General features: G+C 65.4%; 25 protein-coding genes. 7 read left to right on the plus strand and 18 right to left on the minus strand.

Annotated elements, in window-relative coordinates; genetic code table 11:
* Window positions 1–99 precede the first annotated feature (99 nt).
* The gene (locus tag VOI18_RS08960; protein ID WP_323762060.1) at window positions 100–2,283 is read left to right on the plus strand and encodes a TonB-dependent receptor plug domain-containing protein; all 2,184 of its coding nucleotides are present in this window, start codon (window positions 100–102) and stop codon (window positions 2,281–2,283) included.
* Here the strand turns inward: VOI18_RS08960 and VOI18_RS08965 are convergent.
* Complete coding sequence (locus VOI18_RS08965; RefSeq protein WP_323762061.1) at window positions 2,280–3,653, minus strand: cytochrome P450; 1,374 nt, start codon at window positions 3,651–3,653, stop codon at window positions 2,280–2,282. The two genes, VOI18_RS08960 and VOI18_RS08965, sit on opposite strands and share 4 nt — an antisense overlap.
* Before the next feature lie 110 nt (window positions 3,654–3,763).
* On the opposite strand from VOI18_RS08965, the gene VOI18_RS08970 reads away from it, so the two are divergent.
* Entirely contained in the window at window positions 3,764–4,522 is a 759-nt protein-coding gene (locus VOI18_RS08970; protein WP_323762062.1) for a hypothetical protein, read from the plus strand.
* 2 nt (window positions 4,523–4,524) lie between these two features.
* Here VOI18_RS08970 and VOI18_RS08975 read toward each other — a convergent pair whose 3' ends face one another.
* The gene (locus tag VOI18_RS08975; protein WP_323762063.1) at window positions 4,525–5,151 is read right to left on the minus strand and encodes a helix-turn-helix transcriptional regulator; all 627 of its coding nucleotides are present in this window, start codon (window positions 5,149–5,151) and stop codon (window positions 4,525–4,527) included.
* A gap of 80 nt (window positions 5,152–5,231) precedes the next feature.
* Here VOI18_RS08975 and VOI18_RS08980 point away from each other — a divergent pair, with 80 nt between their 5' ends.
* Both VOI18_RS08980 and VOI18_RS08985 read left to right on the plus strand, forming a co-directional pair.
* Complete coding sequence (locus VOI18_RS08980) at window positions 5,232–5,591, plus strand: DUF952 domain-containing protein (RefSeq protein ID WP_323762064.1); 360 nt, start codon at window positions 5,232–5,234, stop codon at window positions 5,589–5,591.
* Window positions 5,588–6,619 (plus strand): quinone-dependent dihydroorotate dehydrogenase, encoded by a 1,032-nt coding sequence (locus VOI18_RS08985; protein ID WP_323762065.1) that lies wholly within the window; start codon window positions 5,588–5,590, stop codon window positions 6,617–6,619. The genes VOI18_RS08980 and VOI18_RS08985 overlap by 4 nt, the downstream gene beginning before the upstream one ends.
* Here VOI18_RS08985 and VOI18_RS08990 read toward each other — a convergent pair.
* The 11 genes from VOI18_RS08990 to VOI18_RS09040 all read right to left on the minus strand — a co-directional run bounded on the left by VOI18_RS08990 (window position 6,571) and on the right by VOI18_RS09040 (window position 14,390).
* The gene (locus VOI18_RS08990) at window positions 6,571–7,938 is read right to left on the minus strand and encodes an MATE family efflux transporter (RefSeq protein WP_323762066.1); all 1,368 of its coding nucleotides are present in this window, start codon (window positions 7,936–7,938) and stop codon (window positions 6,571–6,573) included. The genes VOI18_RS08985 and VOI18_RS08990 overlap by 49 nt on opposite strands.
* A gap of 47 nt (window positions 7,939–7,985) precedes the next feature.
* The gene (locus VOI18_RS08995) at window positions 7,986–8,342 is read right to left on the minus strand and encodes a UrcA family protein (RefSeq protein ID WP_323762067.1); all 357 of its coding nucleotides are present in this window, start codon (window positions 8,340–8,342) and stop codon (window positions 7,986–7,988) included.
* A 137-nt stretch (window positions 8,343–8,479) separates the two neighbouring features.
* On the minus strand, window positions 8,480–8,851 hold the full coding sequence (locus VOI18_RS09000; protein ID WP_323762068.1) for a thiol-disulfide oxidoreductase DCC family protein: 372 nt from the start codon (window positions 8,849–8,851) through the stop codon (window positions 8,480–8,482).
* A gap of 102 nt (window positions 8,852–8,953) precedes the next feature.
* A complete protein-coding gene (locus tag VOI18_RS09005; RefSeq protein ID WP_323762069.1) occupies window positions 8,954–9,277 on the minus strand; it encodes a UrcA family protein in 324 nt (107 codons plus the stop codon).
* Between the two features lie 177 nt (window positions 9,278–9,454).
* Window positions 9,455–9,880: a PaaI family thioesterase gene (locus VOI18_RS09010; RefSeq protein ID WP_323762070.1), complete on the minus strand. Its 426-nt coding sequence runs from the start codon at window positions 9,878–9,880 to the stop codon at window positions 9,455–9,457.
* Window positions 9,877–10,365, minus strand: coding sequence for a PaaI family thioesterase (locus VOI18_RS09015; RefSeq protein ID WP_323762071.1), 489 nt, complete (start codon window positions 10,363–10,365; stop codon window positions 9,877–9,879). The genes VOI18_RS09010 and VOI18_RS09015 overlap by 4 nt, the downstream gene beginning before the upstream one ends.
* A gap of 61 nt (window positions 10,366–10,426) precedes the next feature.
* Window positions 10,427–11,179 carry a response regulator gene (locus VOI18_RS09020; RefSeq protein ID WP_323762072.1) on the minus strand — a complete coding sequence of 251 codons (753 nt, stop codon included), beginning with the start codon at window positions 11,177–11,179 and terminating at the stop codon, window positions 10,427–10,429.
* Window positions 11,180–11,344: 165 nt separating this feature from the next.
* Window positions 11,345–11,665 (minus strand): DUF6460 domain-containing protein, encoded by a 321-nt coding sequence (locus VOI18_RS09025; protein WP_323762073.1) that lies wholly within the window; start codon window positions 11,663–11,665, stop codon window positions 11,345–11,347.
* A 60-nt stretch (window positions 11,666–11,725) separates the two neighbouring features.
* Window positions 11,726–12,556, minus strand: a complete 831-nt coding sequence (locus VOI18_RS09030) for a mechanosensitive ion channel family protein (RefSeq protein WP_323762074.1) — start codon at window positions 12,554–12,556, stop codon at window positions 11,726–11,728.
* 74 nt (window positions 12,557–12,630) lie between these two features.
* Window positions 12,631–13,365, minus strand: coding sequence for a hypothetical protein (locus VOI18_RS09035; RefSeq protein ID WP_323762075.1), 735 nt, complete (start codon window positions 13,363–13,365; stop codon window positions 12,631–12,633).
* 77 nt (window positions 13,366–13,442) lie between these two features.
* Window positions 13,443–14,390 (minus strand): hypothetical protein, encoded by a 948-nt coding sequence (locus VOI18_RS09040; RefSeq protein ID WP_323762076.1) that lies wholly within the window; start codon window positions 14,388–14,390, stop codon window positions 13,443–13,445.
* Window positions 14,391–14,526: 136 nt separating this feature from the next.
* Between VOI18_RS09040 and VOI18_RS09045 the strand changes: the two genes are divergently transcribed.
* Window positions 14,527–17,004 carry a ligase-associated DNA damage response DEXH box helicase gene (locus VOI18_RS09045; RefSeq protein ID WP_323762077.1) on the plus strand — a complete coding sequence of 826 codons (2,478 nt, stop codon included), beginning with the start codon at window positions 14,527–14,529 and terminating at the stop codon, window positions 17,002–17,004.
* The gene (gene pdeM, locus VOI18_RS09050) at window positions 16,997–17,701 is read left to right on the plus strand and encodes a ligase-associated DNA damage response endonuclease PdeM (protein WP_323762078.1); all 705 of its coding nucleotides are present in this window, start codon (window positions 16,997–16,999) and stop codon (window positions 17,699–17,701) included. The genes VOI18_RS09045 and pdeM overlap by 8 nt, the downstream gene beginning before the upstream one ends.
* A 42-nt stretch (window positions 17,702–17,743) precedes the next feature.
* Here pdeM and VOI18_RS09055 read toward each other — a convergent pair whose 3' ends face one another.
* The 5 genes from VOI18_RS09055 to VOI18_RS09075 all read right to left on the minus strand — a co-directional run bounded on the left by VOI18_RS09055 (window position 17,744) and on the right by VOI18_RS09075 (window position 25,081).
* Entirely contained in the window at window positions 17,744–18,211 is a 468-nt protein-coding gene (locus tag VOI18_RS09055) for a DUF3429 domain-containing protein (RefSeq protein ID WP_323762079.1), read from the minus strand.
* Window positions 18,212–18,248: 37 nt separating this feature from the next.
* Window positions 18,249–19,007 (minus strand): TIGR02186 family protein, encoded by a 759-nt coding sequence (locus VOI18_RS09060; RefSeq protein ID WP_323762080.1) that lies wholly within the window; start codon window positions 19,005–19,007, stop codon window positions 18,249–18,251.
* Window positions 19,008–19,940, minus strand: a complete 933-nt coding sequence (locus tag VOI18_RS09065) for a sulfite exporter TauE/SafE family protein (RefSeq protein ID WP_323762081.1) — start codon at window positions 19,938–19,940, stop codon at window positions 19,008–19,010. It lies immediately after the preceding gene.
* 6 nt (window positions 19,941–19,946) lie between these two features.
* Complete coding sequence (locus VOI18_RS09070) at window positions 19,947–23,147, minus strand: peptidoglycan-binding protein (protein ID WP_323762082.1); 3,201 nt, start codon at window positions 23,145–23,147, stop codon at window positions 19,947–19,949.
* Window positions 23,148–23,431: 284 nt separating this feature from the next.
* A complete protein-coding gene (locus VOI18_RS09075) occupies window positions 23,432–25,081 on the minus strand; it encodes a hypothetical protein (RefSeq protein ID WP_323762083.1) in 1,650 nt (549 codons plus the stop codon).
* 190 nt (window positions 25,082–25,271) lie between these two features.
* Between VOI18_RS09075 and VOI18_RS09080 the strand changes: the two genes are divergently transcribed.
* The gene (locus VOI18_RS09080) at window positions 25,272–25,754 is read left to right on the plus strand and encodes a MerR family DNA-binding transcriptional regulator (protein WP_323762084.1); all 483 of its coding nucleotides are present in this window, start codon (window positions 25,272–25,274) and stop codon (window positions 25,752–25,754) included.
* The last annotated feature ends 51 nt before the right edge of the window (window positions 25,755–25,805 follow it).

The following is a 25,805-nucleotide window of genomic DNA, read 5'->3' on the forward strand; positions in this document are numbered from 1 at the left end:
GCGCGAGGCGGAGACACGCTGCATTTGTTTGTGATTGGGGGTGGATTTTCCGTCAATTGGAAGCATTTCTCTAACCCGTTGCAACGAGGTTGGCTGACCATGAAATGCGGCCTGTTCATATTGTCCAACGCGGTCAGTCGTGCCGTTGCCGCCAGCTTTGCCCTGGCGGTGTCCTCCATGGCACCTGCCTGGGGCCAGGCCGCGGACGAGAATACCGGCATCGCTGTCTACCGGCCTGATGCCTTCGCGGAATTCCTGCCCCGCAATGCGCTGGACATGGTGTATCGCCTGCCCGGTTTCAGCCTGAATGGCGGCGACAATGTTCGCGGCCTGTCGGGCGCCGCCGGCAATGTCCTGATCAATGGACGCCGTCCGCCGCGCGGCAGCGGCTCGCTGGACGCCCGTATTCGTGCGATCCGGGTCGAGGATGTGCTTCGCCTGGAGCTTATTGAAGCCGGCGCCCGTGATGTCGAAATGCAGGGCTACCCGTTGCTGCTCAACATCGTGACCACGCAGACTAGCGCGACCCGCGTCGACGGGCGTATCGAGATCGAGCCGCGCGAAGATGGCGGTGAGGAATACCAGGGTGAACTGGCGGCATCGATCACCGGTGGCCGGTTCGAGCTGGAGGCGCGCCTTGACCTCTATGATGAGACGATCACCGATTACGGGTCGGTGAGAACGTCCACCGCCGACGAACCGACAGCGCGCATCTCGTCCGACGAGCTGGAAGGCTTCACTCGCCGGGACTGGCTGGCCCTGGCCCGCTACCACGCCAATCCGCGCAATGATTTCGAGTTTTCACTGTCAACCGAGCGGCGGGACAACACATCCACGCCGGTTCTGGATTCGGGCTCGCCGGCCGGTACGATCGAAGCCGGTGCGTCGGAGTCGATTGCCCGGTTCGGGTCGGCCCGGTGGCGTCATGATTTCTCCGACACAGTCGAGCTGATCGGCTTGGTCACGCGGCGGCAGGGCGAGGCTGTCGCCAGCAACAGTCTGCTCTCTTCGGGCGTGTCCAGCCAGTCGGCCTCGACCCGGGAGACCCGCGAAACAGCGGCTCGCGCCGATCTGCGCTGGAGGCCCGGCCGGTCGCTGACCCTGGAAACAGGCGTGACCTGGGCGACGAATATGCTCGAGGGTCGGTCATCGGCCTTCATCGACGGTGTCGAGCAGGCCGTCGATGGCGCTGACGCGCAGGTCGAGGAGACCCGGTCAGCACTGCTGGCCTCGGCGACCTGGATCCCGTCGCCCCGGATTTCGGCGACGATCGGGACCCGTTTCGAACAATTTTCCCTGGAGAGTTCGAACCAGGGCGGCGCCTCGCTCAGCCTGACGGACATCGCCCCTCGGGCCGATATCAACTGGTCCGTGACTGAACGCTGGACCTTGCGGCTCAGTTCCGAACGCAATGTGGGCCAGCTCGACCTTGACCAGTTCCTTGCCTCCACGGACCTCGACAACGCGCTCAATACCGCCGGCGCATCGACGCTGGAACCGCAGCGGGACTGGACCCATACGGCCACACTGGAACGACGCTCGGGAGAGCGCGACCTGTTGCGCCTGGAAGCCGTGGCACAGGAAATCGAGAACCCGATTTCCAGTATTCTGGACGGAGACGGCAGTGTCCGCCCGGCCAATGTCGGTCCGGAGAGCATCCAGTGGGTCAATGCGGAGTTTGAACTTGAGCTGGACCGCTACGGACTGCCCGGCCTGAGCGTCGAGGGCAGTGCCAATCGCCGCTGGTCGGACCGTATTGACCAATTGCAGGGGTTCGCGCGCACCACGTCCGGGCATCGCGACTACTCCATCAAGCTGGTCATCCGGAAGGAATGGTCGGACGGCCGCTATGTGGCGTCGTTCGAGGTTGAGGACCGGGCTCCGGCGATGCACTACTGGCTCACCGAGATCCGCGAGGAAAGCAACGGGGTCAGGCTTCGCCTTGATAGCGAATGGCGCCATGTGCCAGCATGGCGATCGGGCTTCTTCATGCGTTGGAATGGTGATCGCCGCGACACCATCCAGGTGTTTGATGGAGTCCGTGAACCGGGCGTCGATCCCGTTCTCGTCAATACCATCGATCGGTCCGAGGGGGTGTTTGCCTCGGTCTGGTCGGAGTGGGAGGTGCGCGAAGCGGGTTTCCTGCGCCTGTCCCTGCGCTCGGGGCGTGACAATGCCGGTGTCAGCCGTGTCGACACCCCATCCGGCGCATTTCTCGACCAGATTACCAGCCAGTCCGACAATGTGCCGTCCTTGAATGTTCGCCTTCGCTTTCAGCGCTAGCGACGGATGATCCGCATCGGCATGGGTGTATCCGGTTGCAGGGTGATGCGCATGACGGGTACCGGGTCGCGCTCGCCACAAAAATCCAGGCGCAGCCGGCGGGCCAGGCTGGCCATGACAATCACCATCTCCATCATCGCGAACCGCGCCCCGATGCAGACGCGCGGGCCGAGGCCGAACGGCAGATAGGCATCGCGTGGTATCGCATTCGCGGCGTCGCCCACAAACCGATCGGGCCGGAACTCGTCAGGATTGGCCCAGATGTCGCGTTGGCGGTGCAGCAGCCAGGTCGACACCAGAACGTCCGTGCCGGCGGGAACGGGCAGGCCGTTGACCAGTTCCCAGTCCTTTGATGTTCGCGCCAGGATCGGCGCCGAGGGATACAGACGCAGGCTTTCCTTGAGCACGGCTTCGGTGAAGGGTAGTTGCGTTGACCAGTTCGCCGGATCGGTGCCCGCCAGGTCGGCACCATCCACTTCGGTCTCCAGACGCGTCCGGGCGTCATCGTCGCGCGACAGCAGGTAGAGCGTCCAGGCCAGCGTGCGCGCGGTGGTCTCGTGGCCGGCGGCCAGAAAGGTCAGCAGATTGTCGATCACTGCCGTGTCATCGAGGCCGGCGCTCAGCAGCAGGTCCAGAAAGTCAGGTGTCCGGCCGACGGATTGTGCCGAGCCGGCGGCCCGGCGCGCGCTGGCGACGGTCCCCACCTGATCCCGCAGATCCTTGATGACCCGTCGCGACCGGCCCTGGCCCACGCGCGGTATCCAGCCGGGCAGTTGGACCAGGTCGAAGGGATGAGGAATCCCGGAGATCTCCAGCAGGTCGCAAATGCCGCGGGTGAAGCGCGCCTTGTCGAGTGCCTCATCGCCGGAAAACAGTGTCTCGATCAACACATCCAGGGTCAGTTCAACCATCAGGTCCGAGGCATCGACGGTGTCGCCCGCCCGCTCGGCCAGGTCTGACAGGGTCTGGTCGCAGACGCTGCGGATCTGCGGCGCGAACCCGTTCACGCGGCGCGGGGTGAAGACCGGTGAAACCGCTTTGCGGGCGGTCTTCCAGACGTCGCCTTCCGCGGTCAGCAGGCCGTCGCGCAGGAAGGGCCGCAGCACGGCCTGGCGGACCGGGTTCATGCCGTAATTGGCGGCGTTGGTGACAAAGCAGTGATGGATGCCGGCCGGATCACTGAGCAGCAGGCTCGAGCGCCCGAGAAACTGGAAGGGCGCCATGCGGATCGAAAAATGGTGCTCGCCCCAAACCTCCAGCGGATTGCGCTGCATGGCGCGGAAATAGGTCCAGTAATCCGACAGTGCCAGCTTGCCGATACCGCTGTATTCTGCGCAGGGCGGTTTTGGGGGCGTGAAGGCGGGTGTCATGGCAGCATCCTCTGGTCTGGTGACCCTATCGTGTTCCTTGCCCGCTGCCAGCGCGCGAAAAGTCGCGCCTGGCAGTTTGCCCGGCGACAAAGCTGTCCTACGGTCACACCATGATCAGAGCGATACTGTTTTTATGCCTGCTGGGCACGGCGCCGGCACTGGCTGACCGCGACGCCGCCATCGCTGCCTATGAGCAGGGTGCCTGGGAACTGGCTGCCTATGAGGCGCAAAGGCTCGGGACCGCCGATGGTTACGCCCTTGCCGCCGGAGCGCTTCTGGCTCGTCTGATGGTCGAGGATGTCGGAGACGACCGGCAAGCGCTGGCAGAGCGGGCCGTGGATCTGGCGGAATATGCGCTGCGGCTCGACGAGGACAATCTGGAAGCGCGGCTCCGTCTTGCTGGCGCCCTGGGTTTTCGCGGTCGCTACATGAGCGGCTGGCGCGCCTATCTGACCCGTTTGCCTCAGCGTGGACGTCGCCTGCTCGAAGAGGTGGTTGCGCGCCAGCCTGACAATGCCTGGGCGCTGGGGATGCTCGGGGCCTGGCACCTGGAAGTGGCGCGCCGTGGCGGATCGCGGGGTCTCAGCGCCCTTGATGCGTCCATTGAGACCGGCATGGGATTTTACTCGCAGGCGATCGCCCTCGACCCGCACAATCCGGCGCCGCGCTATTTCCTGGCGCTTGCCCTGGCAGCCCTCGACGAGCCGGCCTACGAAGGTCGCATCCAGGAATTGGTCGACACCGCCCGTGCCCTGCCGTCACGTGATGCCTTTGAGGCAGCCATTCTGGCCGAGCTGGACGAGTTTGCCGCCCGCTTGCCGGATCGCCGCGCCGCCAGTGCCTGGGCCGATACCCGCTTGCAGCGCTAGCCCTACTGGCTGACCCACACGATGCGGGCGAGCCAGGCAATCTGCACCAGCGGCAGGGTCTGGGTGGGTTGCAACGGATCGAACGGGGTCAGGCGCAAGGCCTGCACTGTCTTTTCGGTCAACGTCCAGGCCGACCGGCTGCCATCGCGTCGCTGGACAACCACGCGGTCACCGACACGGGTTGGCGCTTCATGCGAGACGACCAGCCGGTCGCCGGGACGGTAGACCGGTCGCATGTGGTCGTCCTGAACTGTCAGCGCGAAGGCTTCACCCGGTGCCAGTCCGGGGAAGGGGATGGCATCCCAATCCGGACCGGCCGGATACCCGGTCGCGTCAAACGGATTGTCGGCCTCTCCGTCCGCCAGCGCGCGCGATGGCAGAGCGCCCGTTTGCGGCCGCCCCGAAACCAGGCCCGCGAAATCATCAAAGTCGAGATGGGCCGCGGCCAGCGCCTTGGCGATACTTTCCGTGGATGGCCACCGCGGTTTGGAGCCGTCCGCCGAGATCCGTTTGGAGGGATTGAAGGTGGTCGAGTCGAGGCCCGCGCGCCGGGCCAGACCGGACGGGCTGGTCTGCGCGTGTCGTGCCAGGCGGTCGATCCCGCGCCAGATGTCGTCATGGGTCAGCATCGGTCTGAAACGCTATAGGAAAACTATCCCATGCGCGAGTCGCCCTTGCCCGAATCCGCGGTGGGGGTTAGGCCCTCTTCATGACGATAAAAACCGCATATCGCCTTGCCACACCCGACCGCTGGTCAGAGGTGATGGCTGCTGGGTCGTTCGCCGGCGACCCGCATGATGTGGCTGACGGTTTCATTCACCTGTCTGCCGCCGATCAGGTCGAGGGCACGCTGGTCAAGCATTACAATGAGCATGAGCGCCTGCTGCTGGTCGAGGTCGACCTGTTGGCACTGGGCGACACGGTGAAATGGGAAAAATCGCGCGGCGGCGCGTTGTTTCCGCACATCTATGGCGAAATCCCGGCCAGCGCGGTTCGCGGCATGCGCCATGTCCGCCGCAATGAGGAGGGTGACTGGGTTCTCCCCGCCGATCTGGAGAGTCGATCATGATCCACGATCTCGCGACCCGCCTGCTGCATGGCCTCGATCCGGAAACCGCGCACAGGGCGGGCATTCTCGGTCTGAAGGCCGGGTTGGGACCGCGCCAGTTCCGCCGCGACCCGGACATTCTGCGCACGCAGCTCGCGGGCCTTAACCTGCCGAACCCGGTGGGGCTGGCCGCCGGTTTTGACAAGAATGCCGAGGCCCCCGATGCGCTTTTGGCGGCAGGGTTCGGGTTTGTGGAATGCGGAGCCGTGACGCCGCGCGCTCAGGATGGCAAGCCGCGTCCGCGCATTTTCCGGCTCGATGAGGATCGGGCCGTGATCAACCGGATGGGCTTTCCCAACCAGGGGCTGGCGCTGTTCAGGACGCGCATGCAGGCCCGTGCCGGGCGGGGCGGCGTTGTCGGCGTCAATCTGGGAGCCAATCTCGATAGCGAAGACCGGGTCGCCGACTATGTCGCCTGCCTGGACTCGCTTCAGGACCTGGCCCAGTTCTTTACCGTCAATGTATCGTCGCCGAATACGCCTGGCCTGCGGACGCTGCAATCATCGGGCGCGCTCGATGACCTGCTGGCCGCTGTTGCGGCGGTTGGAGCCAGGGCTCCGGTCTTCCTGAAGATTGCGCCGGATATTGATGACGCCGAGGCCGACGTGATGGTGGATGCGATCCGGCGCCATTCGCTTGACGGCATCATCATTTCCAACACCACCATCACCCGCCCGCAAACGCTGGTCAGTGCGAATATGGGCGAGGGTGGGGGATTGTCGGGACCACCGGTCTTTGCCCGCTCAACCGAGCTGGTTCGCGCCTTTCGCAAGGCGGCGGGCCCGGAGATGGCGATCATTGGCGTTGGCGGGGTTGCCTGCGCGGACACCGCCTATGCGAAAATCCGTGCCGGTGCCAATGCCATCCAGCTCTACACGGCGATGATCTATGAAGGGCCGGGCCTGATCCAGCGGATCAAGCGTGGCCTTGCCGAGCGGCTTCATGTCGACGGGTTTGCATCGGTCGCCGACGCCGTTGGTGCCGAGTGAAGGCGACGTTCGAGTGCCGGATAGGCGCCAAGCAGGGCTCCGGCCCGCGCCAGGTAGAACACAATGAAGGCCGCCCAGACCCCGTGATTGCCATATAGCGGTGCCAGCACGGCATCGGCGGCCAGATAGATGGCGACAGCGACCAGTCCTGCATTGCGAAGGACCCGGCCACTCGTCGTGCCGATGAAGACCCCGTCCATCAGCCAGGCCGGAGCGCCCAGCAGCGGCACCGCCGCGCACCAGGGAAGATAGGTGATGGCGGCGGCCCGCGCTTCCGGGTCGTCGATAAGGGCGGTCAGGGCGGCATCACCCAGCCACCAGGTCGCCAGGGCGAATGCCGCGCCGGACAGGATCATGGGCTCGGCGGTCAATTGCACACAGCGGCGCAGGTCGCGCACCGAGCGGCGGCCAAAGGCCCGTCCGGCTTCGGTCTCGGCGATGAAGGCGAACGCGTCGAGGACAAAGGCCCAGACCGAGATGACCTGCAGCAGGACATGATTGCCGGCCAGCGCGGCGGTGCCCTGACGGGCGCCGGCATTGGCAAACCAGGTAAAGCCGATCACCAGCGACCAGGTGCGGATCATCAGGTTCACATTGACCTGGAACAATTCCCGTATCGCCGCACCGTCGAGCAAGCGGGCCCGGTCCAGCACGCCGGTCGCCCAGCCCTTCTGGTCTTTCAGCGTCATGACCAGGAAGCCGCCACCGACCAGCAGTGCCAGCCATTCGGCGATCGCCGTCGCGGCCCCGACTCCGCCCGGCCCGAAACCCAGGCCCAGGACGAACCACAGATCCAGCCCGATATTAACCAGGCTGAAGGCGACATAGATTGCCAGCGTGGCGGCGTTGCGGCCCAGCCCGATCAGCCAGCCGGACAGCGCGAAGCCGGCGAGCGCCGCCGGTGCGCCCCAGGCGCGGGCGAGCAGGTAGTCCGCCCCCTTGCTCTCGACGCGGAGTTCACCCTGCAGGATGGCGAAACCTGCCAGGGCGATCAGGTCGCGCAACAGGAAGACGAACAGGCCGAGTGCGGCCGCGATGGCGAGGGCGCGCAACAGGATCCGCTGGGTTTCGGCCCGGTCGCCAGCGCCGTCGGCCTGAGCCGTAAGCCCGGTCGTTCCCATCCGCAGGAAGTAGAAGCTCCAGTAGAAGACCGAGAACAGCGCGCTGCCCAAGGCAACACCGCCGAGATCGGCCTTGTCGCCGGACAGGCCGAGCACGAACGTGTCGGCCACACCGGCCAGCGGTACCGCGGCATTGGCGAACACGAGCGGCCAGGCGCGCTTGAGGACATCGAGCCGGGTCAGGGGCGAAACAGACATGTCCCGCACCTAGCCCGGCCCGATCAGGCAGGCAATAGACGTCGCCGTCAGGGTTGTCCGGCCGCTGTCGGATCAGTGGTTGTCGGATTGGTGGCGGCCAGTACGGTCATGCGGTGCTCCGCCAACTGATCGATGGCGCGCTGGGTGGTGTCGCGGATGCAAGATCGCATGGTCACCGGGCGCAAAAGGTCGCCGACCAGGGCCTCGCGGCAGACATCCCGTGCGGCAGTCTTGATCCGGTCCTGCAATGTGTCAAAGCGGGCTGGGTCGATCAGGTCGGCAGATTCAAAGGCAATGTCGGTCTGCGGCGCCGGCGATGACTGGGCCTGGCTGCTTGGGGGCAGGGCGATGGTAGCGGTGCCGAGTGTCAGAAGGACAAGGGCGTTCAAAAGGGCGCGTTTCATGGGGCTCTCCGGGTTGCAAAGACAATCATGCGTTTATGCATGAATGCGCCTGCTCAACTTGGGGAGCTTTGTCGGAGAGTCCAGTGGCGGCGTTCAAGTACACGTCTTTGGCGGCCATTCAAAAATGAATGATGAAGTCAATCGGCTTTGCAGGCGCCGTCATGGCAGGTCTTGCGCGGCCGCAAGGGGGCCAGCCACAGATAGATCTGATTGAGCGGTACGCGAAGGGGCGCCGGCCGTGTCAGCGCTGCCAGCCACCGCCAGTGGCGGCCCGGCATCCTGTCCCAGATCGCGATAAAGGCCAGCCATCCATTGACGACCCGCCCGTCGGGCAGCCGGACATGCAGGCTTGCCAGTGCCGCCTCGCGGTCGATGTCCTCGGGAATTTCGCCGTTGCAATCATGCAAGCGGACCAGATCGGGAGCGGCTATGGCGTAGTGCGACATTTCACTGACGCAGATCGGGCAGAGCCCGTCGAAATAGGCGGTAACAGCGTTGGCTTGGGTCATGGCCAGAAACTGGTGTTCCGGAGCCCGCCAAACAATTGGTCATAGCGCCGCAGGCGATCGTTCCAGCCCCTGAACGATCACTGCCGGCGTCGGGACGATTGGTCAGCGCGCCGTGATGACGATGGCAACCGTCCGGTTGTTGGCTTGCGCGTACTGGCGGTCCAGCTGGCCCATCGCATCGGCGAAGGCGCGGCTGTAACAGGCCTGACGGGCCCGCTGGGCATCAAGTCCGCGCAGCCCGTGCGGGCGGCAAACGCGGTTGGTGGCGCGTTGGATGCGGGCCTCGATCGACGCCCAGCCGGCGTCATTACTCAGTTCGCCGGAGCGGACATGGACGACTTCAGTCGGCGCCTCGGTGTCGGCTTGAGTGGGCAGCGGGGCCATCGTGAGGCTGGCCGTCAGTGCGGCGAGAACGGAAATGGACATTGGACTGTCTCCTCTGATGTGGCCGGTCACCCCTCTGTGACCCGTCACCACATCCGGCAGACTGCCCGCCGCGCGCTCTCCGCTGGCTGGCCGATGGTGTAAACCTTTGAGAGAAATCGTTCAGAAACTGTCGCGACCGTAAGGCAGTGGTAAACCCGCCTGCACGGCTGAGGTGGATCAGGACTGGTCGGTGTCGCTCTGATCCGGTGTGATCAGGAAATGTCCGTGCAGTGTCGCCACGGGCGCATCAATCCGGTTCTGCCAGGCCTCGACCCGGACATTCGCGACACGTCGACCCGAACGCGCCACAACGGCGCGGGCAAAGACATCCTGGGCCCGGGCCGGACGCAGATAGTCAATGGCCACATCGATCGGCTTGGGCAGGCGTTGCAGGGGCTGGCCGGCCAGCAGCGAGGCCGAGGCCACGATTTCGAGGAAGGCGCCGACAGCACCCCCGTGCAGGGCCGGGATGAGAGGGTTGCCGACCAGATGGTCGGCGAAGGGCAGGACGCCGGTCAGCTCATTGCCCTTGCGTTCCAGGCGAACGCCGAAACGGGCGACATAGGGGGCTGCCATCAAGGTGTCGATCAGGGCCTGACTCATGACATGCGCCCCTCGGTATAGGCCCGTTTGGCCCGCTCCTGCGCGGCCTTGGAAGCTTTGGTGATCATGAAGGCAGCCTGGGCGATTGCCACCGGATCATCAATGTCACCGTCATGGGCCGTGGCGCGGACGAAAGCGACCAGGCCGTGGGATTTCAGGCAGCTCGCCTCGGCGGTGACATCCAGCCCCGGTCTGGCCGGACGCAAGTAATCGATCCGCAGGTCCAGCGTTGCCGGTGTGTCCCGGGCGCCGAACCCGGCGAAGGCCGCCATGCCGCAGGCATGGTCAAGCAAGGCTGTCACCACGCCGCCATGCAGCGTGGCGGCGTCCGGATCCCCGATCAGGCTCTGGTCATATCGAGCCCCCATGACGGCGTGTCCCGGTGTCAGCGAAATCAGTGACAGGCCCAGCGCGACAGCATGAGGTGACCCATCGACGATCAAGGGAGCAATGGAATCAAGGCGGGACTGGATATCGTCGGTCATGGTGTTCCCGGTCAGACTGTAAAGCCTTGATAGGCCAGGCCGGCCCTTGCAGGAAGCGCGCTCAGCCGCGGCCCATGCGCTTGGCGACCACTTGTTCCAGGCCGGTGACGACCGGCTCGCGCAACGGATTGCCCTCTTCCGCCATCCGCAGCAATTGCGCCAGGGCAGCGCGATGCATCTCGACCACCTCGGCTTCAACCGGGGTATATTCGCTCACGGTGGTGATGAAGCGCTGGAGTGACCGTCCGACCCGGATGGCCAGCCGGTCCCCCGTCAATTGGGTCTCGTGGGCGAGCGCAACGGCGGCGGCGCGAGCGGCGGCCATCGGCGTGGTCAGTCCGGCGGATACGTCCGCCGTGCGTTTGTGCACAGGGCCCTCGGCCCGACGGGCGCGGCGGCGGCGGTCCGGTCCGTTGAAACGCGATGAGCTGACGAAGTCACGCGGTTTTTCGTCCAGCGAGCGCAACCGGTTCTGCAGGGTGACCGGGGCAATCGGGGTGATGAGAAATTCCGACACGCCGACATCGCGCGCATGTTCGATTTCCCGCCGCACCCGCGGCTGCGAAATCAGCACGATGGGTGTATCGCGAAAGGGCGCGCCATCGCTTTCCCGGATGGTTCGGACCAGTTTCAGCCGGTCTTCGTCAGGGGTGGCATTGGTATGCCAGTCGGCGATGATGACGCTGGGCGTGCGTTCGGCAATCTGGTTCAGCGCAGTGTCGCTGCGCTTGGCCACCATCACATCATTGGCACCGGCGTCGCGTAACAATCCCAGCAGCATGTTGCGAAGGAAACTGTTGGATTCGAGCAGCATCGGCGCATCACTGCAGCCGTCCAGGTGCCTGGACGGAATACCGTTCGCCGTCACGGGCAGGGTAGGTGCGCTCGCTGTCATAAGCCAGCTGTAGCAAGCCTTCCTTGCCAACCGGCAAAGGAAGTTGGTTAACAAATCACGACCGGCCAGCTGGAGGCAGTCGGGTCAGCGGCGGCGCAGGGCACCGAGGACGCGGAAGACAATCCAGATCGGGATGACGAGGATGGCACCCAGCAGGAAATACTCGATCGCCCAGCCAACCGAATGGGTCAGAAAGTCGATGAAGCGGCCCCAGGATTCGGCGATCGTGCCGAAGAAGTCGACCCACAGGCGTCGTGGATTCACGTGGAATGCCGCCAGGATGAAGCCGGCAATGACGCACAGCACCACAACCCGGATGATGTCGGTCGAGCCAACCCGGATCAGGCGCTGGACGAAGGTCCGGTCACCGGCGGATTGGTCATTCGATGTGTCTCGGTCTGTCATGACGTCAGCTTACCCCGAATTGCGGCGCAATCGGGGCCGAAACCCCGATTGCTGCCCGGCTCAAGCCTTGCGGGCGATATTGACCCGGTGTGGATAGGGAATGGAGATGCCGTTGGCATCGAAGGCTTCCTTGACGTTCTTCATGGCGTCGAAATGCACGCCCCAATAGTCGCCGGAATTGCACCAGACGCGGGTGACGATATCGACCGATGACTCGCCGTGGGCCGCGACTGCGGTGAAAATCGCCGGATCGCTGTGAACCCGTTCGTCGGCGCCGATCGTGTTCTGGATCACCTGCATGGCCTTGCCGATATCGTCGCCATAATCGATCGAGAAGGTCAGATCGACGCGGCGGGTCGGATTGGCGGAATAATTGGTGATCGTATCGCCCCAGGACTTGGAATTGGGAATGATGATCTTCTTGTTGTCGCCGGTCGCGAGCACGGTGGTGAAAAGGGTGATCTCCTTGACGACACCGGACGTGCCGGCCACTTCGACGAACTCGCCCAGGCGATAGGGACGGAACAGGATCAGCATCACGCCGGCGGCCAGATTGGACAATGTGCCCTGCAGTGCCAGACCGATGGCCAGCGAGGCGGCACCCAGGGTGGCGACGAAGCTGGTCGTGGGAATGCCGAACGTGCCAAGCATTGCGATGACGACCATCGCCATGATGCCGTAATAGGCCAGCGACCCGAAGAAGGCTCCGAGCGTGTTGTCGACCCGCTCGCTCCGGGTCACCGCATTGCGGATGGCCTTGCGGACCGAGCCGGCGATGAGAAGGCCGATGATGAGAATGATGGCAGCCAGAACCACATTCGTACTGGCGGCGATCGCGGTCTCGACGAGAGTGGCGAGCGTCTGTGGATTCATGAGATCGTCGGGATTCATGGGTTCCCCCCTGGGCGTTTGATTCTGAACCGCTCCCTAGCAGCTTTCCGCGCGCGAGGGAAAGCCGGATATGGTCAATCCGCCCTGGTGACCGGCGCAGGAGGTTGCGCCGCCCGAACGATCTCGATCTTCTGCCAGATCTTCGCCGACATGTTCGATGTCAGGCTTTCGATGTCGTTGACCGCGGCGATCACCACCGGGTCGCGGGAACTCTGCGCGTAGAGCGCGGCGACCTTGCCGGCAAGGCTGAGCGTTTCGGCGCAATAGTCGAGATAGCGGCCGAGCTCGAATTCGTTCATCGTCCGCATGGGTGAGGACGTGGTGCTCGGACCCAGCCTCAAAAGCGCAGTCGGGTCCTTGGTCAGCTGATGCATGTCGATGACATGGGCGACCGAGCGCAATTCGTGCAGGTCGTCCAGGGCCAGCGAGCGTTTGAGACGTTCCTCGACCCGGGTCAGCGTGAATATGGCGACGGCGGTGAGGATGACGATGTTGAGTCCCGCCTCTACCCCTTCGAACACCGTGAAGACATCGGCCGAGGTCCCGCTCGCCTGGGCCCAGTTGAACACACGCTCACCGACATAGAGGAGGCCGACCAATGCCAGCCCGACAGCGAGAAAAATACCGCTCCGCAGGAACAGATAGGGACGCGACAGGCGTTGGGTCCGCCGACGGTCGCGCTTCGCCAGACCGGTCAGCTCCTTGATCACATGGTTCAGGCTAGCGGTCGGGAAACGGTCACTGACCCGCTCCGCCAGGCGTTCCAGCGTGGACACGATATGATCGGAACTGAGTTGACTGAAGGGCACGCGCGCATCCCGTTCGCATCCGGCCCGGATCGGCCGTATCGAGTTCTAGCGCGAACCCCGCCGGGCGTCACGCCCGGTCAGGACGCCGCTGCGACTGCCGCCGTGGAACCGGCGACGACGGCGATGATGGCGGCTTGGGCCGCAAGGATGGCGGCCAGGTCGCGCGCCGCGGCGTGTGGTTCACTGGATCCGGTCTGGGCCTGGGTCAATCGCATGGCCAGTCGGGCGGCGACGGGTCCGGATGGCCGGGGTCGCAGTGCCCGCACCGCCTCGAAACTCGAAACGAGCATGTCGGCCGTCTCCGGCCCACGGCCTCGCGAGGCGAGCACGGCCAGCCCGGTCCGGCCAACGCCGTGACGCAGCACGGGACGTCCGCGCACGGCGGTGTTCAAACTGGTCCAGGCGGCCGCAAGTTCGCCACCATTGACCGGACGCAGACAAATCTCCTGGGCCGCCCGTTCGACATGATGGCCCGGGACACCGGCCGAGCGAAGCGCCAGGCGAGACCGGTCCAGCTTGCGCCGCGCATCTTCCGGTGTCTCACCGGTCGCCGCAAATGTCGCTGCCAGCACGTCCTCGCGGGCGGGTATCCGGTTCCACCAGGGCAAGGCGATCTCGTCGAGAATGTCGAAGAAATTGTCGGCCTGGCTGCTATCACCACCGGCAACCACCAGGGCCAGGGCGGCGCAGGATCCGCCATGGCTGAGCATGCGCGCGCCGCGCTCCTGCCGACGCTCGTTGAGCGCGCGACGGACCGCGAAAAAAGTTTCGGCCGACCGGTCGGATGCCGCCAGCGCCGCGGAGAACACCAGACGCATTGCCCGGCCGGGAGAACGCCAGGTGCCCAAGCCCTCATTCATCCGGTCGCGGATGCCAAGGCTTCGGTCGACCAGGGTTTCGGGGGTTTCATCGCCGGAAATGCAGGCGAGGGCAGAGAAGCGACCGTACAGGCGCTCACCCTTGCTGGCGCGCTCACTGAACGCGGCATCAAGCCGTTGAAACCGTTCAATGACGGCGTTGACCATGAGCCAGTTTCCCTCGCTAATGTCTAATTCGGCCACAAGCATGGCGAAACCGGGGCACAACTGGCAGGGGGACGCTTGGTGCAGTCATCCCCCCTGCAATGACAAAGCGCGCCGGGACAGGCGCCGGAAGCGAGACATGCCGACACGCCTGGCCGCCGATGCCCTTCCCGAACGCTTTGCTGACTGGTTCGCGACCCGCGGCTGGTCTGCCCGCTCACACCAGCTCGACATGATCGCGGCGGCCCGGGCAGGAGAGGATGCGCTGCTTGTAGCGCCAACCGGGGGCGGCAAGACACTGGGTGGGTTCCTGCCCAGCCTGATCGACCTGGCAGAGCGCATTGAACGGCAGGGCCCGTCGTCCCGCCCGCATGCCTTGCACACGCTGTATGTGTCGCCGCTCAAGGCGCTCTCGGTCGATGTCGCCCGCAATCTGATGATGCCGGTAGAGGAACTCGGGCTGGACGTCCGCATCGAAACGCGCACCGGCGACACCTCGGCATCCAAGCGGCAACGCCAACGGGCCAGTCCGCCTGACATATTATTGACCACGCCAGAACAGTTGGCGCTGTTTTGCGCAACCGCCAATGCCGGTGCGTTCTTCCGCGATTTGAAGCGGATCATCATAGATGAAATCCATGCGTTGGCACCGCAGAAGCGGGGCGATCTGCTGGCGCTCGACCTGGCGACTATCCAGACCTGGGCCCCGAAGGCGACCCGGGCCGGCCTGTCTGCGACCGTCGCCGATGAAGGCGGCCTTGCGCGCTGGCTGGTGACCCAACCAGTTGGTGGCGACCGGTTCGCGCGGATCATCCGGGGCGCCGCCGGTGCCCGCCCGGAAGTCGAGATCCTCGACCCGACCGACCGCATTCCGTGGGCAGGGCACTCGGGCCGGCATGCCTTGGGCGACGTGTATGCGCGCATCAAGGCGGCGAAAATGGCGCTGGTTTTCGTCAATACACGCTCCCAGGCCGAGCTGACCTTCCAGGCACTGTGGGCCCTCAACGATGCCAACCTGCCGATTGCCCTCCATCATGGATCGCTGTCGCCGGAGCAACGCCGCAAGGTGGAAAAGGCGATGGCCGAGGGGCGCCTCAAGGCGGTTGTGTGCACCTCGACGCTCGATCTGGGTATCGACTGGGGTGATGTCGATCTTGTGGTGCAGATGGGCGCGCCGAAAGGGTCATCACGGCTGATCCAGCGCCTCGGCCGTTCCAACCACCGTCTTGACGCCCCCTCCAGGGCCCTGCTGGCACCCACCAACCGGTTCGAGCATCTCGAGTGCCAGGCGGCTCGGGAGGCTGTCGCGGAGAACGCGCTCGATGGTGAGCCGCTGGGGGCCGGAACGCTGGATGTTCTTGCCCAGCACATCATGGGCCGCGGCTGCGGTGACGGCTTCCACGCCGATGCCCTGTTCGACGAAATCCGCAGCGCGACGCCCTACGCCCATCTTGATCGGGCGACCTTCGATCGTCTGCTCGACTTCACCGCGACGGGTGGCTACGCGCTCAACACCTATGAACGGTTCCGTCGCCTCGTCCGTCGCCGGGACGGGGTCTGGCAGGCGCGCACGCCGCAGATCGCCCAGCGCTACCGGATGAATGTCGGAACGATTGTCGAGGCGCCGATGCTGGACGTGGTGGTTTCGGCGCGTGGTCGCGGTGGCCACCGCCTGGGCCAGATCGAGGAATGGTTCGTCGAACAGCTCAGCCCCGGCGACACCTTTGTTTTTGCCGGCCAGGTCTTGCGCTTCGTTGGCATCGAGGAGATGCAGGCCCGGGTCACGCGCGCCGCCGATGCCGATCCGAAAATCCCGTCCTATCAGGGTGGCAAGTTTCCTTTGTCGACCTATCTCGCCGAACGGGTCCGCGACCTGGTCCAGGATCCGGAGCGCTGGGATGATTTGCCGGCACAGGTCCGCCACTGGCTGTCGCTGCAGGCGACCCGCTCGCGCTTGCCTGATGCCCACGGCCTGCTGGTCGAGACCTTCCCGCGAGCGGGGCGGCATTATCTGGTCTGCTACCCGTTCGAGGGGCGACTGGCGCACCAGACGCTGGGCATGTTGCTGACCCGCCGACTGGAGCGCATGGGCCTGCAGCCGATGGGCTTTGTCGCCAATGAATACGCCCTGTCGGTCTGGGGGCTGCGCGATCTGTCCGAGGTCGATTTTGACCGCCTGTTCGACGAAGACATGATGGGCGATGACCTCGACGCCTGGCTGGCGGAAAGCCAGTTGATGAAACGCACTTTCCGCAATTGTGCGGTCATCGCCGGCCTGATCGAGCGCCGTTTCCCCGGCCTGGAAAAAACCGGCCGCCAGGTCACCTTCTCGACCGACCTCATCTATGATGTGCTGCGCGAGCACGAGCCGGAGCATGTGCTGCTGCGCGCCGCCTGGCATGATGCGGCTTCGGGCCTGCTGGACATCCGGCGCCTGGGTGAGGCCCTGAGCCGGGTGAAGGACCGGATCAGCCATGTCTGCCTCGACCGCATTTCGCCGCTCGCCGTGCCGGTCATGCTGGAGATCGGCAAGGAAGCGGTTTATGGCGAGGGTCATGACAGTATCCTGGAAGACGCCGCCGAGGATCTCATCGCAGAGGCCGTCCGGCTTGACTGACCGGCCTGCCGATTTCGCCTTCCAGCTTGCCGGACACGCTGCCATTGCCGACGCTGACGGCGTGCTTTTCCTGCCCGGCTTTGGCGCGTTGATCGTTTCGGACCTGCATTTCGAGAAGGGATCGTCCTACGGGATGGGCGGCCAGATGCTGCCGCCCTACGACACCCGCACCACCTTGCGCCGCCTTGTTGCCGCCATCGACCGTCACGAACCGGAAACGGTCATCGCTCTGGGCGACAGTTTTCATGACACGCTCGCCGACCGCCGCATGGACGGTGACGATGCCGCACGACTGATGGCGCTGGTGGCTGATGCCGGTCGCTGGGTCTGGATAGAGGGTAATCATGATCCGGCCCCGCCGCCGCAGTTTGGTGGTGAGGTGCAGCACATGCTGGAACTGGGCCGCCTCGTCCTGCGTCACGAGCCCACCGGAGGCGCGGCACCCGGCGAAGTCGCCGGCCATCTGCACCCGGTAGCCAAGGTGCGGGGCAAGGGTCGCTCGGTACGGGCGCGATGTTTTGCGACCGATGGATCACGCCTGATCATGCCCGCCTTCGGGGCTTATACCGGAGGGCTGAACATCTGCGACCCGGCCTTTGCACGGTGTTTCGGCGAGAGTCCCGACGCCCTGGTTATGGGCCGCAACCGAGTCATTCCAGTGGCCGCGAAATCCTGCGTCCCGGACCGGCGCCGATAATCCCTGGCAAGGCATGGCATGGCGGTCGGGTCGGGCTCTGCGTCAGGTGGTCAGCGGATAAAGCACCATCATGGCAATCGCTGCGGCGCAGGCGCCAAGGGTCAGGATGCTGCGCAGGCGACCGTACCAGGCGGGCAGAACACCCTGCCGGGCCGAGCGGGCATCCCAGCGCCAATGCAGGAACAGGCTGGCCAGCACCAGGGCAAAGCCGGTCAGCGGGGCCCCGGCCCAAACCAGCAGCGTCGCGGCGAGGCCGGCCAGACTGGAGAGAATCGACAGCGTGTAGGTGGTGGCTGTGCTGTTTTCGTCGGACAGCGCCTGGCCCCATCTGACACCACCCAGAAAGCCAAGAATGATGGCGGCATAGACGAGGAACAATGCCGCCTCGGCGGCTGCACTCCGGCCGGACATTGCCGCTTGCGCGGTCAGGCCGACGGGTATCCAGAAGGGCAGCCAGCCGGCAAGGCCGAGCCACAGCGGTGTTCCGGGAAGGCGTTGGACATGCGTCATGGGGACAAAGCTAGGCGCCGAAGGCCGGCGGGAAAGGTCAGCGCCTGCTAAAGGCCAGATTGGCCGCATAACCGGCAATCATCGCGATGAAGACGCAGAACAGGCCATAGATCATCGGTCGGTCGTGGGCGAATTCATAGACGAGGCGTTCGATACCGGCTTTTTCGACGCGCAGGCTGGTCGAGCGGCTGGCGACCGGACGACCGCCTCGGAACAGGTAGACCTCGGCGACATAATCTCCGACCGGTGTCAGGGGCGGCAGGGCAATCGTGGCGCGGAACAGGCCGCCATCGAGAATTTCAACACCGCGCTGGGCCTCAGCATAAACATTGTCGCGATGTCCGGCGCGGGCAATGGCGGCCAGATAAGGGTCGAGTGGGTCGCTGCCTGGAACCGGGGCAGCCGCATCGGCATGGCTCTCCAGGGTCGCGGTCAAGCCGATGCCGCTGCCGGCGAGCTGTTCGGGCGTGGCGATATCCGTCAATGGCAAGGAGGTCGCGATCGCATAGTAGCTGGGAATGTCGGCAAATTCTCGCGGGGCGGAGTTGATCCAGATGCCGAAACTGCGGGCCTTTTCCATCACCCGCAATTCGCGACCCGGGCCGCGCAGCACCACCACCACCTCATCCTGGATCGTCATGCCTCGGGTGGCGCCATAGAGCACCAGCTCCATGCCGGCGAAATCCTCACGGATCTCAACGGTTTCATGGGTCAGGGCGGCGACAATTCCGGGCGCCTCGGTTGTAATCTGGGGCTGGACCTGCAGGGCCAGGCCGAGGATCAGGCCGGTCAGCATCTAATGTCCCTCCCCACCGCGCGGCAGAACCACGAACAGGTCGGACGGCTGGGCAACCAGGTCCCAGCCCAGCTTCAGGCAGACGGCGAGGACCATCATCGCCAGCAGGGCCCGAAGCTCTTCCGCCTTCACGTTGCGACCGGCGCGGGCGCCCAGCTGAGCCCCGATCACGCCACCAATGATGAGCAGCACGGCGAGCACAATGTCGACGGTCTGGTTTTGTGTCGCCTGCAGGAAAGTGGTCAGCGCCGTGACAAACAGGATCTGGAACAGCGAGGTGCCGACCACGACATTGGTCGGCATGCGCAGGATGTAGATCATCGCCGGCACCATGACGAAGCCGCCACCGACGCCCATGATCGCCGCGAGTGTGCCGACAAAGAAGCCGATCAGGACCGGCGGGATGACAGAGATGTACAGACCCGATGCCGGAAAGCGCATCTTGAATGGAAGTTTGTCGATCCAGCCGCGCTTGCGGTGTCCGGTCCGGGCCCGCGAGGCCGTTGGGTCATTGCGCTTGAGAATGGAACGGGCGCTTTCCACGAACATCAGCCCGCCGACAATGCCGAGGAAGCTGACATAGCTCAGCGAAATGATGAGGTCGATCTGGCCCAGGCTCCGCAGGAAGGCGAACAACTGGACGCCGAATATCGAGCCCGCCGAGCCTCCCACAAGCAGCAGCAGGCCCATCTTGATATCGAGGGTCCTGCGTTTCCAGTGAGCGAGTGCGCCGGAGGCCGAGGAGGCGACGATCTGGTTGGCTTCCGTCGACACGGCGACAGCCGGCGGCACGCCGATGAAGAAGAGCAGCGGCGTCATCAGGAAACCGCCGCCGACCCCGAACATGCCTGACAGAAAGCCGACGCCGAGGCCCAGCCCAAGCAATAGGAATATGTTGACTGAAATTTCCGCGATCGGGAGGTAGATCTGCACCGCCGATCAACCCGCAGCGGCGCGCTCGAGCCGTTCAACGAGAACAGCATCGACACGTCCGGTGCGGGGCAGGCCCTGGTCTGCCTCGAACTGCATGATGGCGTCGCGGGTGCGGCCGCCGATTTCTCCGTCGATCGGTCCGGGACCATACCCCAACACCGAGAGGAAACCCTGGGCCCGGCGGACTGTCGCCATGTCCGTCGTCGCAACGCGCTCCCAAGGAAGCCCGGAGTAAAGTCCGTTCGCTTCAGCGTCGATCGGGCGGGGGGTGAAGCCCGCTGCAGTCGCGCGAGCGGCTTGGAGGGCTGCCGGCTCGATCATTTCGGCGAGCGTTGCAGCACGTTCGCTGGCGGTCGGGTCGCTGTCGCTGGCGGCAATCGTGAACCAGGCGTAGGCGTCGGGCAGGCTCAGCGGCACGCCGTCGCCGGTCTCATAGAGCAGCGCCAGATTGAACTGGGAATCGCGCAGACCGAGCAGGGCAGCCTCCTGGAACCAGCGCGCCGCGGTTTCCATGTTTTGTGCGGCGCCGCTGCCATAATAGTACATCACACCGAGATTGTGCATGGCCCGACGGTGACCGGCATTGGCGGCGCGTTCGGTCCAGCGGCGCGCATCTTCGAGATTGATCTCGGTTCCTTCGCCGGTCTCCAGCAATTTGCCGTAGCGGTATTGGGCGGCGGGTACGCCCTGTTCGGCGGCGCGGCGCAGGAGAATGGCGGCGGTTTCGGCGTCGCCGGCATCGAGCGCTCGGACTCCGAGCTGATAGCGGGCGACCGGATTGCCGTCGGCGGCGGCACTTTCCAGCGTCGTACGGGCCGGGCCGGTGCGGGTGTCGGGCGTGGAATTGCGAGGGGCGGCGTCCGGCGAGCGGGGCGATGTTGCAGGGGCGGTGGCCTCGCGCCCTGTCGATGATGCCGGAAGGCTGCTGCCACTGGCATCGGCGACCTGGTTGGCTGGCGCCCGGGTCGCGCCGGCCTCTGGTGAGGCTTGGGCCAAGCGGCTTTCGGCCGGCGCCGACGACCGGCCGGGGTCAACCGGAGGCGACGCGGTAGCTGTGTCAGCTGGGTCCGGTGTGCCCGAGGGCTCCGGTGTGGTGGCGGGGCTGGTGGTCGTTGCGGCGTCCGTTCCCGAAAGGTCGGCTTCAACCTGGGCGACGAAGCTGCGTTCGGCTGCAGCATCGGCAGCGACGCGCTCGCCATCTCCCTGCCAGGCTTCCCAGATCAACAAGGCGCCGGCTCCGGACAGCATGACCAGGGCGACAACCGGGAGCGCGTAAAGCAAGGATCGACCGAGACCGGATTGTGATGATCGGCGGGTCCCGTCGTCGGACGGATGGCCTTGCATTCCGACGCGGGTGCGTTCTCGGGCGGCAGCAAGGAAATCGGCATCGGCCGTCGCGCCCGGGCGCTGGGGGCGGACCGGCTGGGCGGGAGGCTGGATCGGACCGCGCGCCAGAGCGGCCGCCTGGGTTGGCGCCGGTGCCGCAACCGGGGCGGGTCGCGGTTCGGTCTGTTCACGCAGGATCGGTGCGGCTGCCGCCACCGCGGCCTGGGCGGCAGGTTTGCTGGCCAGCGGTGCAGCGGGGCTGGCCTCGGCCAGGAAAGGGTCGTCACCGTCAATCTGGAAGCCGCCTGACGGGGTTTCCGCTTGCGGCGGCGGAGAGAGCGGAGTGTCGAAATCAATCTCGTCTGCCGCAGCGGCGGCAGCGGCCGGTGTTGCCTTCGGTGCGGTCGGCGTGTCGACTTTGCCCTTTGTGTCGCCCTCGGCCTTGGCACCGGCCTCCTTGCCGCGCTCCTCAATGGCCTCGAGTCGATCGGCCAGGGCCGACATGGCGCGTTGGACCGGTGACAGGGCCTGTTCTGTTTCTGCCCGGACCGCACTCATCCGGTCCTTGACGCCGGTCAGTGCGTCTTCGATGCGCTGCGCCGTACGCTCCTCGGACTGTCGGAGGCGGTCGTCCAGGGTGTCTTCCCGGTCGGACTGCTCCAGCCGATCCATCATCTGGGCCATGCGGTCGGTCGCGGTTTCGACAACGGCGCTGGCGCGTTGTTCGGACTTCACGATGCGATCACCGAGCGCGCGGCCGAGGCGGGTGACCTCCTCGCCCATGCGCTTCATGGAGTCCTTGTGTTCCTGTCGGACTTCGTCGAGGCGGCGGTCGAGTTTCTGCTCGGACTGGTTTTCGCGAAGGGCCTGGGTCGAGCGGCGCTCGCTCTCGGTCAGGCGGCGGTCTATGGCGCCGGCGAGCTTGGTGATCTCCTCGCCGAGGCGGGCCATGTTGTCGCCCTGGCGGCGTTCGGCGGTGTCGATCCGGTCGAGCGCCTTGGCCAGCGCGTCCTCGAGCCGGTCGACGCGCGGCTCGGCGGCGGCCTTGTTGAGGGCTTGGCTGACCTGGTTGCGGGTGTCGGCGATGGTGCGAGCGACATCATCGGTCAGGCGCTCGAAGCGGCGTTCCAGTTCGACGGTGTCGGAGGAGTTACGGGTCTCGAGCTGGCGCAAGCGGTCGTCGAGGCGGGTAAAGGATGTCTCCAGCAGGCGGGCCGCATCATTGGTGACCCGCTCGGAGCCCTCGATCCGGGCCTTGAGCATCTCGGTGGAGGTGTGCAGGCCGGCCAGGGTTTCGCTGGTGCGGTCTTCGCGTTTCTTGTTGAGATCGCTGAAATCCTCGGCCCGGTTCTCCAGGCGGGCGAGGCGAGTCTCGAGGCCTTCCGCGAGGCGCTTGGTGTCGTCGCCAACCTCATGAACGCGAGCAGCGGTGTCATTCTCGTGTTCATACAGTCGCCGGGCCAGCTTCATGATGGTGGTCTCGACCGCCTTCACCGTTTCTGGTGAGGCACCCCGTCCGCCGGACGTCTCGATCGAGTGAACGCGTTCGCCGAGCGCATCCTGGGCCTTCTTGACCCGGTCAATGCTCTCGCGTGCGGTTTCCAGCTGGGACGTGGTCCGTTCGCTGGTCCGGGTGATCTTCTCGGCCAGTTGGGTGATCGCCTTGTCGATGCCGCCGAGCGTGCGTGCCGACATCTGTTCGCTGCTTTCGACGCGTTCCGACAGGCGATTGACCATGGCGCGCAGCAGACGGTCCTCGTCCTCGCTCAGGCCAGGCTCGCTGCCAAAGCCGGGAAAGGCTTCCAGCGCGTCGTCCCATTGCGGCGAGGAGGGATCATTGTCTTCCAGGATGACGCGGTTGAGCCATTCGCCGAGGGTCATGCCCTCCTTGCGCGCGGCCGTCTTGGCTCTCGCCCGGGCGCGGGGATCAATCCCTTTCACGCTCCAAGGGTTACCCATAGACGACATTTGATTCGCTCGCTCAGCCTAACCTGCGGAAGGCTATTCCGTGGTTAATATTGTGTAAACCAAGGGTGGGGACCCAATATGTAGTGTTTCCACACCAAATCTCAGATCAGCGCGCGCAGGCGCCAAAACCTGAGTCTGAACAAGGCTCTGACTCGGTTAATGGCGGGTAAAATCTGTGGATAAGCCGGTGTCCGGACTCAGTTTTCGTCGGTGTTGGTGTCCGCGTCCACATTGGCGTCGGCTTCCTCAACCGCGGGTGCGTCCACCGGGGCGTCCCCGACCCGGACGAAGAAGCCGGGCGCCAGTGTTTCCAGCTGTTCACTCATCGCCGTGGTTTCGAGCGACGGCGGCAGCGATCGGGAGGCGGGTAGCGCGCGGGCGATGTCAAACAGCAGCCAAGCCGTCTCGACATCACCCCGGCTCGCAACATAGCGACCGCCATGCCAGAAGGTCATCGGTGCGAAGGGGTCATTGCGGGCGCTGGTCGCGAACAGGGCGGGCAGGTTCAGGTCCGGCAGCACCTCGGGCTGGGAATTGCGCAGGACCGCGAGTGCCTGGGCGGCGAGCAGGTTGGCCGCCGCGCCCTCCAGCCCGTCACGATGTAGGTGCTCACTCAAGATGGTCACCGCAGACACCCGGTCGGCCTGCATCTGGCTGATACCCGTCATCAGGGTCTCAAAGGCGGTGTTGCCGATCCCGGCTGCGGTGACCTGGCTCATCCGGTTGCAGACCGGCGAGGGGGTGTCGCTGCCGCACGGGCCCTGATGGTGGGATGTCTGATAAAGGGCGAGATAAGCTCCGGCCGGATCGGCGCGGCGTTGCGCGGCATCGGCGGCCGCCAGGAACTCAGCCTCGGTCGGGGCCGCGGAAGGTTGGGCGGCGGCATCGAGGCCGGTCTGCAGCAAGAGGCGGATGGCCGGATCGTCAATCTGGTAGCTGTCGGCGCGGGCCGGTGCCAGGCCATCCGGCCAGGGGAAGCTGGCCTCGTCTTCATGGCTGCTCAGCCGGGTCCAGGTCTCGCGCCGGCCGTCCGGGCTGGACGGGCTGTAGACCAGGAAGCTGAAGCGTTCGGGCAAGCCTGCCGCGTCGGTCAGCGTGGCGAGGGCGTCGGGGTGAACTGGAACCGTGTGTTGAAGCCAGCCGCGGAAGAGCGCGGCCTGTCGCCCCGCGCCCAGCCCGTCGTCGAGATGGCTGAAGACCGGCTCGCCGTCGGCGGACCGGCGCAATTCCACGGTGCCGTCCTCGGCCGTGGTGGCGACCAGGCCGGCTTCGGCCAGTCGCACGCCCATCGCGGCCTCGATCCAGAAGCGGTCAAAGGATGTGCCGCCCGGTCCGGTCACCGCGTCCAGTGTGCCGCCCTCGGTGTAGTAGGCGAATGTGTTCATCTGCCGGTGCACGTGGGAGACGAAGGGTTCGTTGCGCATGACCGGCCCGTCGAGCGCCGGTGTGCGGGTCAGGGTGCGCGAGGTGGCGAAGTCCTGGATCACCCGTTCGGCGGTGCCGGTTTCGGTGACATAGCCGTCGCCAATCACGATCTCGCGCTGTTCGCTGCCCAGCACTGTTCCGTCCAGTGTCGTGCGTTCAATCCGCCAGCGGGTTCGCAACACACGGCTATCCTCACTGCCGCGCAGTGCCAGATAGGCGTCGCGGGTCAGGTGAGGGCCGATGACGGTGTAGTCCTCGTTGCGGGTGTCAGGGCCACTGTCTTGCGGCATCGGTTCGGTAATGCCGGTCGGTTGAGCGAGGATGGAGAAGCCCGGATCGGGCTCTCCCGCCTGAATCATCGCGTGAGCAGGCAGGCCGGGAAGGGCGAGGGCGAGGGCGGGCAAAACAAGGTGGCGCAACATGAGCCGGACTGTGCCGCGTCGGCCGGAACAAGTGAAGGGGTAAAGGCGGTGTGGCCGGCGCCGGTCCGGATTTCCTCTCGGCGGTACCGGCAGGCGTGGCCTCATCGGGTCCACCTGTTGTGGGTCCTGTATTGCGGGCGTCATATCTTTGACGTTGACGTTCGCGTCACTTCGTGAGCACTCTTCGCCCATGATCAAGCCTGTCGCACCCGATGCCGAATTCACCATTCGCGAGCTCGCCCACGAGTTCGAGATCACGCCTCGAACCCTGCGTTTCTACGAACAGAAGGGCATGATCCATCCGCTGCGCCGCGGTGCGGCGCGGGTCTATACCGCCGAAGACCGGGCCCGGATCGAGCTGATCCTGCGCGGCAAGCGGGTCGGGTTCGCCCTCGACGAGATCAAGGAAATCCTTGATCTGCAGGCCATCGACCGCGGCGGTCGCGAACGGCTGGAGCCTGCGATCAAGCGCTTCGAACATCGCATCACAGTGTTGCAGCAGCAGCGTGAAGACGTGGCCCGCGCCCTGGCCGAGCTCGAGGCTGGCCTCGACTGGATGCGCGAGCGCCTGGAAGACCGGACCCCGCCGGACGATGTCCGTCGTCGCGCCCGCGCCTTCGAGGCCCTGGCCAGTGCCCGACTCGAAGACTGGAGCGGCCTGTCGCCGGGCTGAGCCCCGACGCGCCGTTTCTGACCCGAATCCAAAACACACTCATTCCACATC

This window comes from Maricaulis sp. (assembly GCF_034670125.1).
In the GTDB taxonomy this organism is placed as follows: Bacteria; Pseudomonadota; Alphaproteobacteria; order Caulobacterales; family Maricaulaceae; genus Maricaulis.

Coding starts and splice junctions, on each gene's coding strand:
- VOI18_RS08960 (WP_323762060.1), top strand. CDS start 100: ATGAAATGCGGCCTGTTCATATTGTCCAACGCGGTCAGTCGTGCCGTT.
- VOI18_RS08965 (WP_323762061.1), bottom strand. CDS start 3,653: ATGACACCCGCCTTCACGCCCCCAAAACCGCCCTGCGCAGAATACAGC.
- VOI18_RS08970 (WP_323762062.1), top strand. CDS start 3,764: ATGATCAGAGCGATACTGTTTTTATGCCTGCTGGGCACGGCGCCGGCA.
- VOI18_RS08975 (WP_323762063.1), bottom strand. CDS start 5,151: ATGCTGACCCATGACGACATCTGGCGCGGGATCGACCGCCTGGCACGA.
- VOI18_RS08980 (WP_323762064.1), top strand. CDS start 5,232: ATGACGATAAAAACCGCATATCGCCTTGCCACACCCGACCGCTGGTCA.
- VOI18_RS08985 (WP_323762065.1), top strand. CDS start 5,588: ATGATCCACGATCTCGCGACCCGCCTGCTGCATGGCCTCGATCCGGAA.
- VOI18_RS08990 (WP_323762066.1), bottom strand. CDS start 7,938: ATGTCTGTTTCGCCCCTGACCCGGCTCGATGTCCTCAAGCGCGCCTGG.
- VOI18_RS08995 (WP_323762067.1), bottom strand. CDS start 8,342: ATGAAACGCGCCCTTTTGAACGCCCTTGTCCTTCTGACACTCGGCACC.
- VOI18_RS09000 (WP_323762068.1), bottom strand. CDS start 8,851: ATGACCCAAGCCAACGCTGTTACCGCCTATTTCGACGGGCTCTGCCCG.
- VOI18_RS09005 (WP_323762069.1), bottom strand. CDS start 9,277: ATGTCCATTTCCGTTCTCGCCGCACTGACGGCCAGCCTCACGATGGCC.
- VOI18_RS09010 (WP_323762070.1), bottom strand. CDS start 9,880: ATGAGTCAGGCCCTGATCGACACCTTGATGGCAGCCCCCTATGTCGCC.
- VOI18_RS09015 (WP_323762071.1), bottom strand. CDS start 10,365: ATGACCGACGATATCCAGTCCCGCCTTGATTCCATTGCTCCCTTGATC.
- VOI18_RS09020 (WP_323762072.1), bottom strand. CDS start 11,179: ATGCTGCTCGAATCCAACAGTTTCCTTCGCAACATGCTGCTGGGATTG.
- VOI18_RS09025 (WP_323762073.1), bottom strand. CDS start 11,665: ATGACAGACCGAGACACATCGAATGACCAATCCGCCGGTGACCGGACC.
- VOI18_RS09030 (WP_323762074.1), bottom strand. CDS start 12,556: ATGAATCCCGACGATCTCATGAATCCACAGACGCTCGCCACTCTCGTC.
- VOI18_RS09040 (WP_323762076.1), bottom strand. CDS start 14,390: ATGGTCAACGCCGTCATTGAACGGTTTCAACGGCTTGATGCCGCGTTC.
- VOI18_RS09045 (WP_323762077.1), top strand. CDS start 14,527: ATGCCGACACGCCTGGCCGCCGATGCCCTTCCCGAACGCTTTGCTGAC.
- VOI18_RS09055 (WP_323762079.1), bottom strand. CDS start 18,211: ATGACGCATGTCCAACGCCTTCCCGGAACACCGCTGTGGCTCGGCCTT.
- VOI18_RS09060 (WP_323762080.1), bottom strand. CDS start 19,007: ATGCTGACCGGCCTGATCCTCGGCCTGGCCCTGCAGGTCCAGCCCCAG.
- VOI18_RS09070 (WP_323762082.1), bottom strand. CDS start 23,147: ATGACCCTCGGCGAATGGCTCAACCGCGTCATCCTGGAAGACAATGAT.
- VOI18_RS09075 (WP_323762083.1), bottom strand. CDS start 25,081: ATGTTGCGCCACCTTGTTTTGCCCGCCCTCGCCCTCGCCCTTCCCGGC.
- VOI18_RS09080 (WP_323762084.1), top strand. CDS start 25,272: ATGATCAAGCCTGTCGCACCCGATGCCGAATTCACCATTCGCGAGCTC.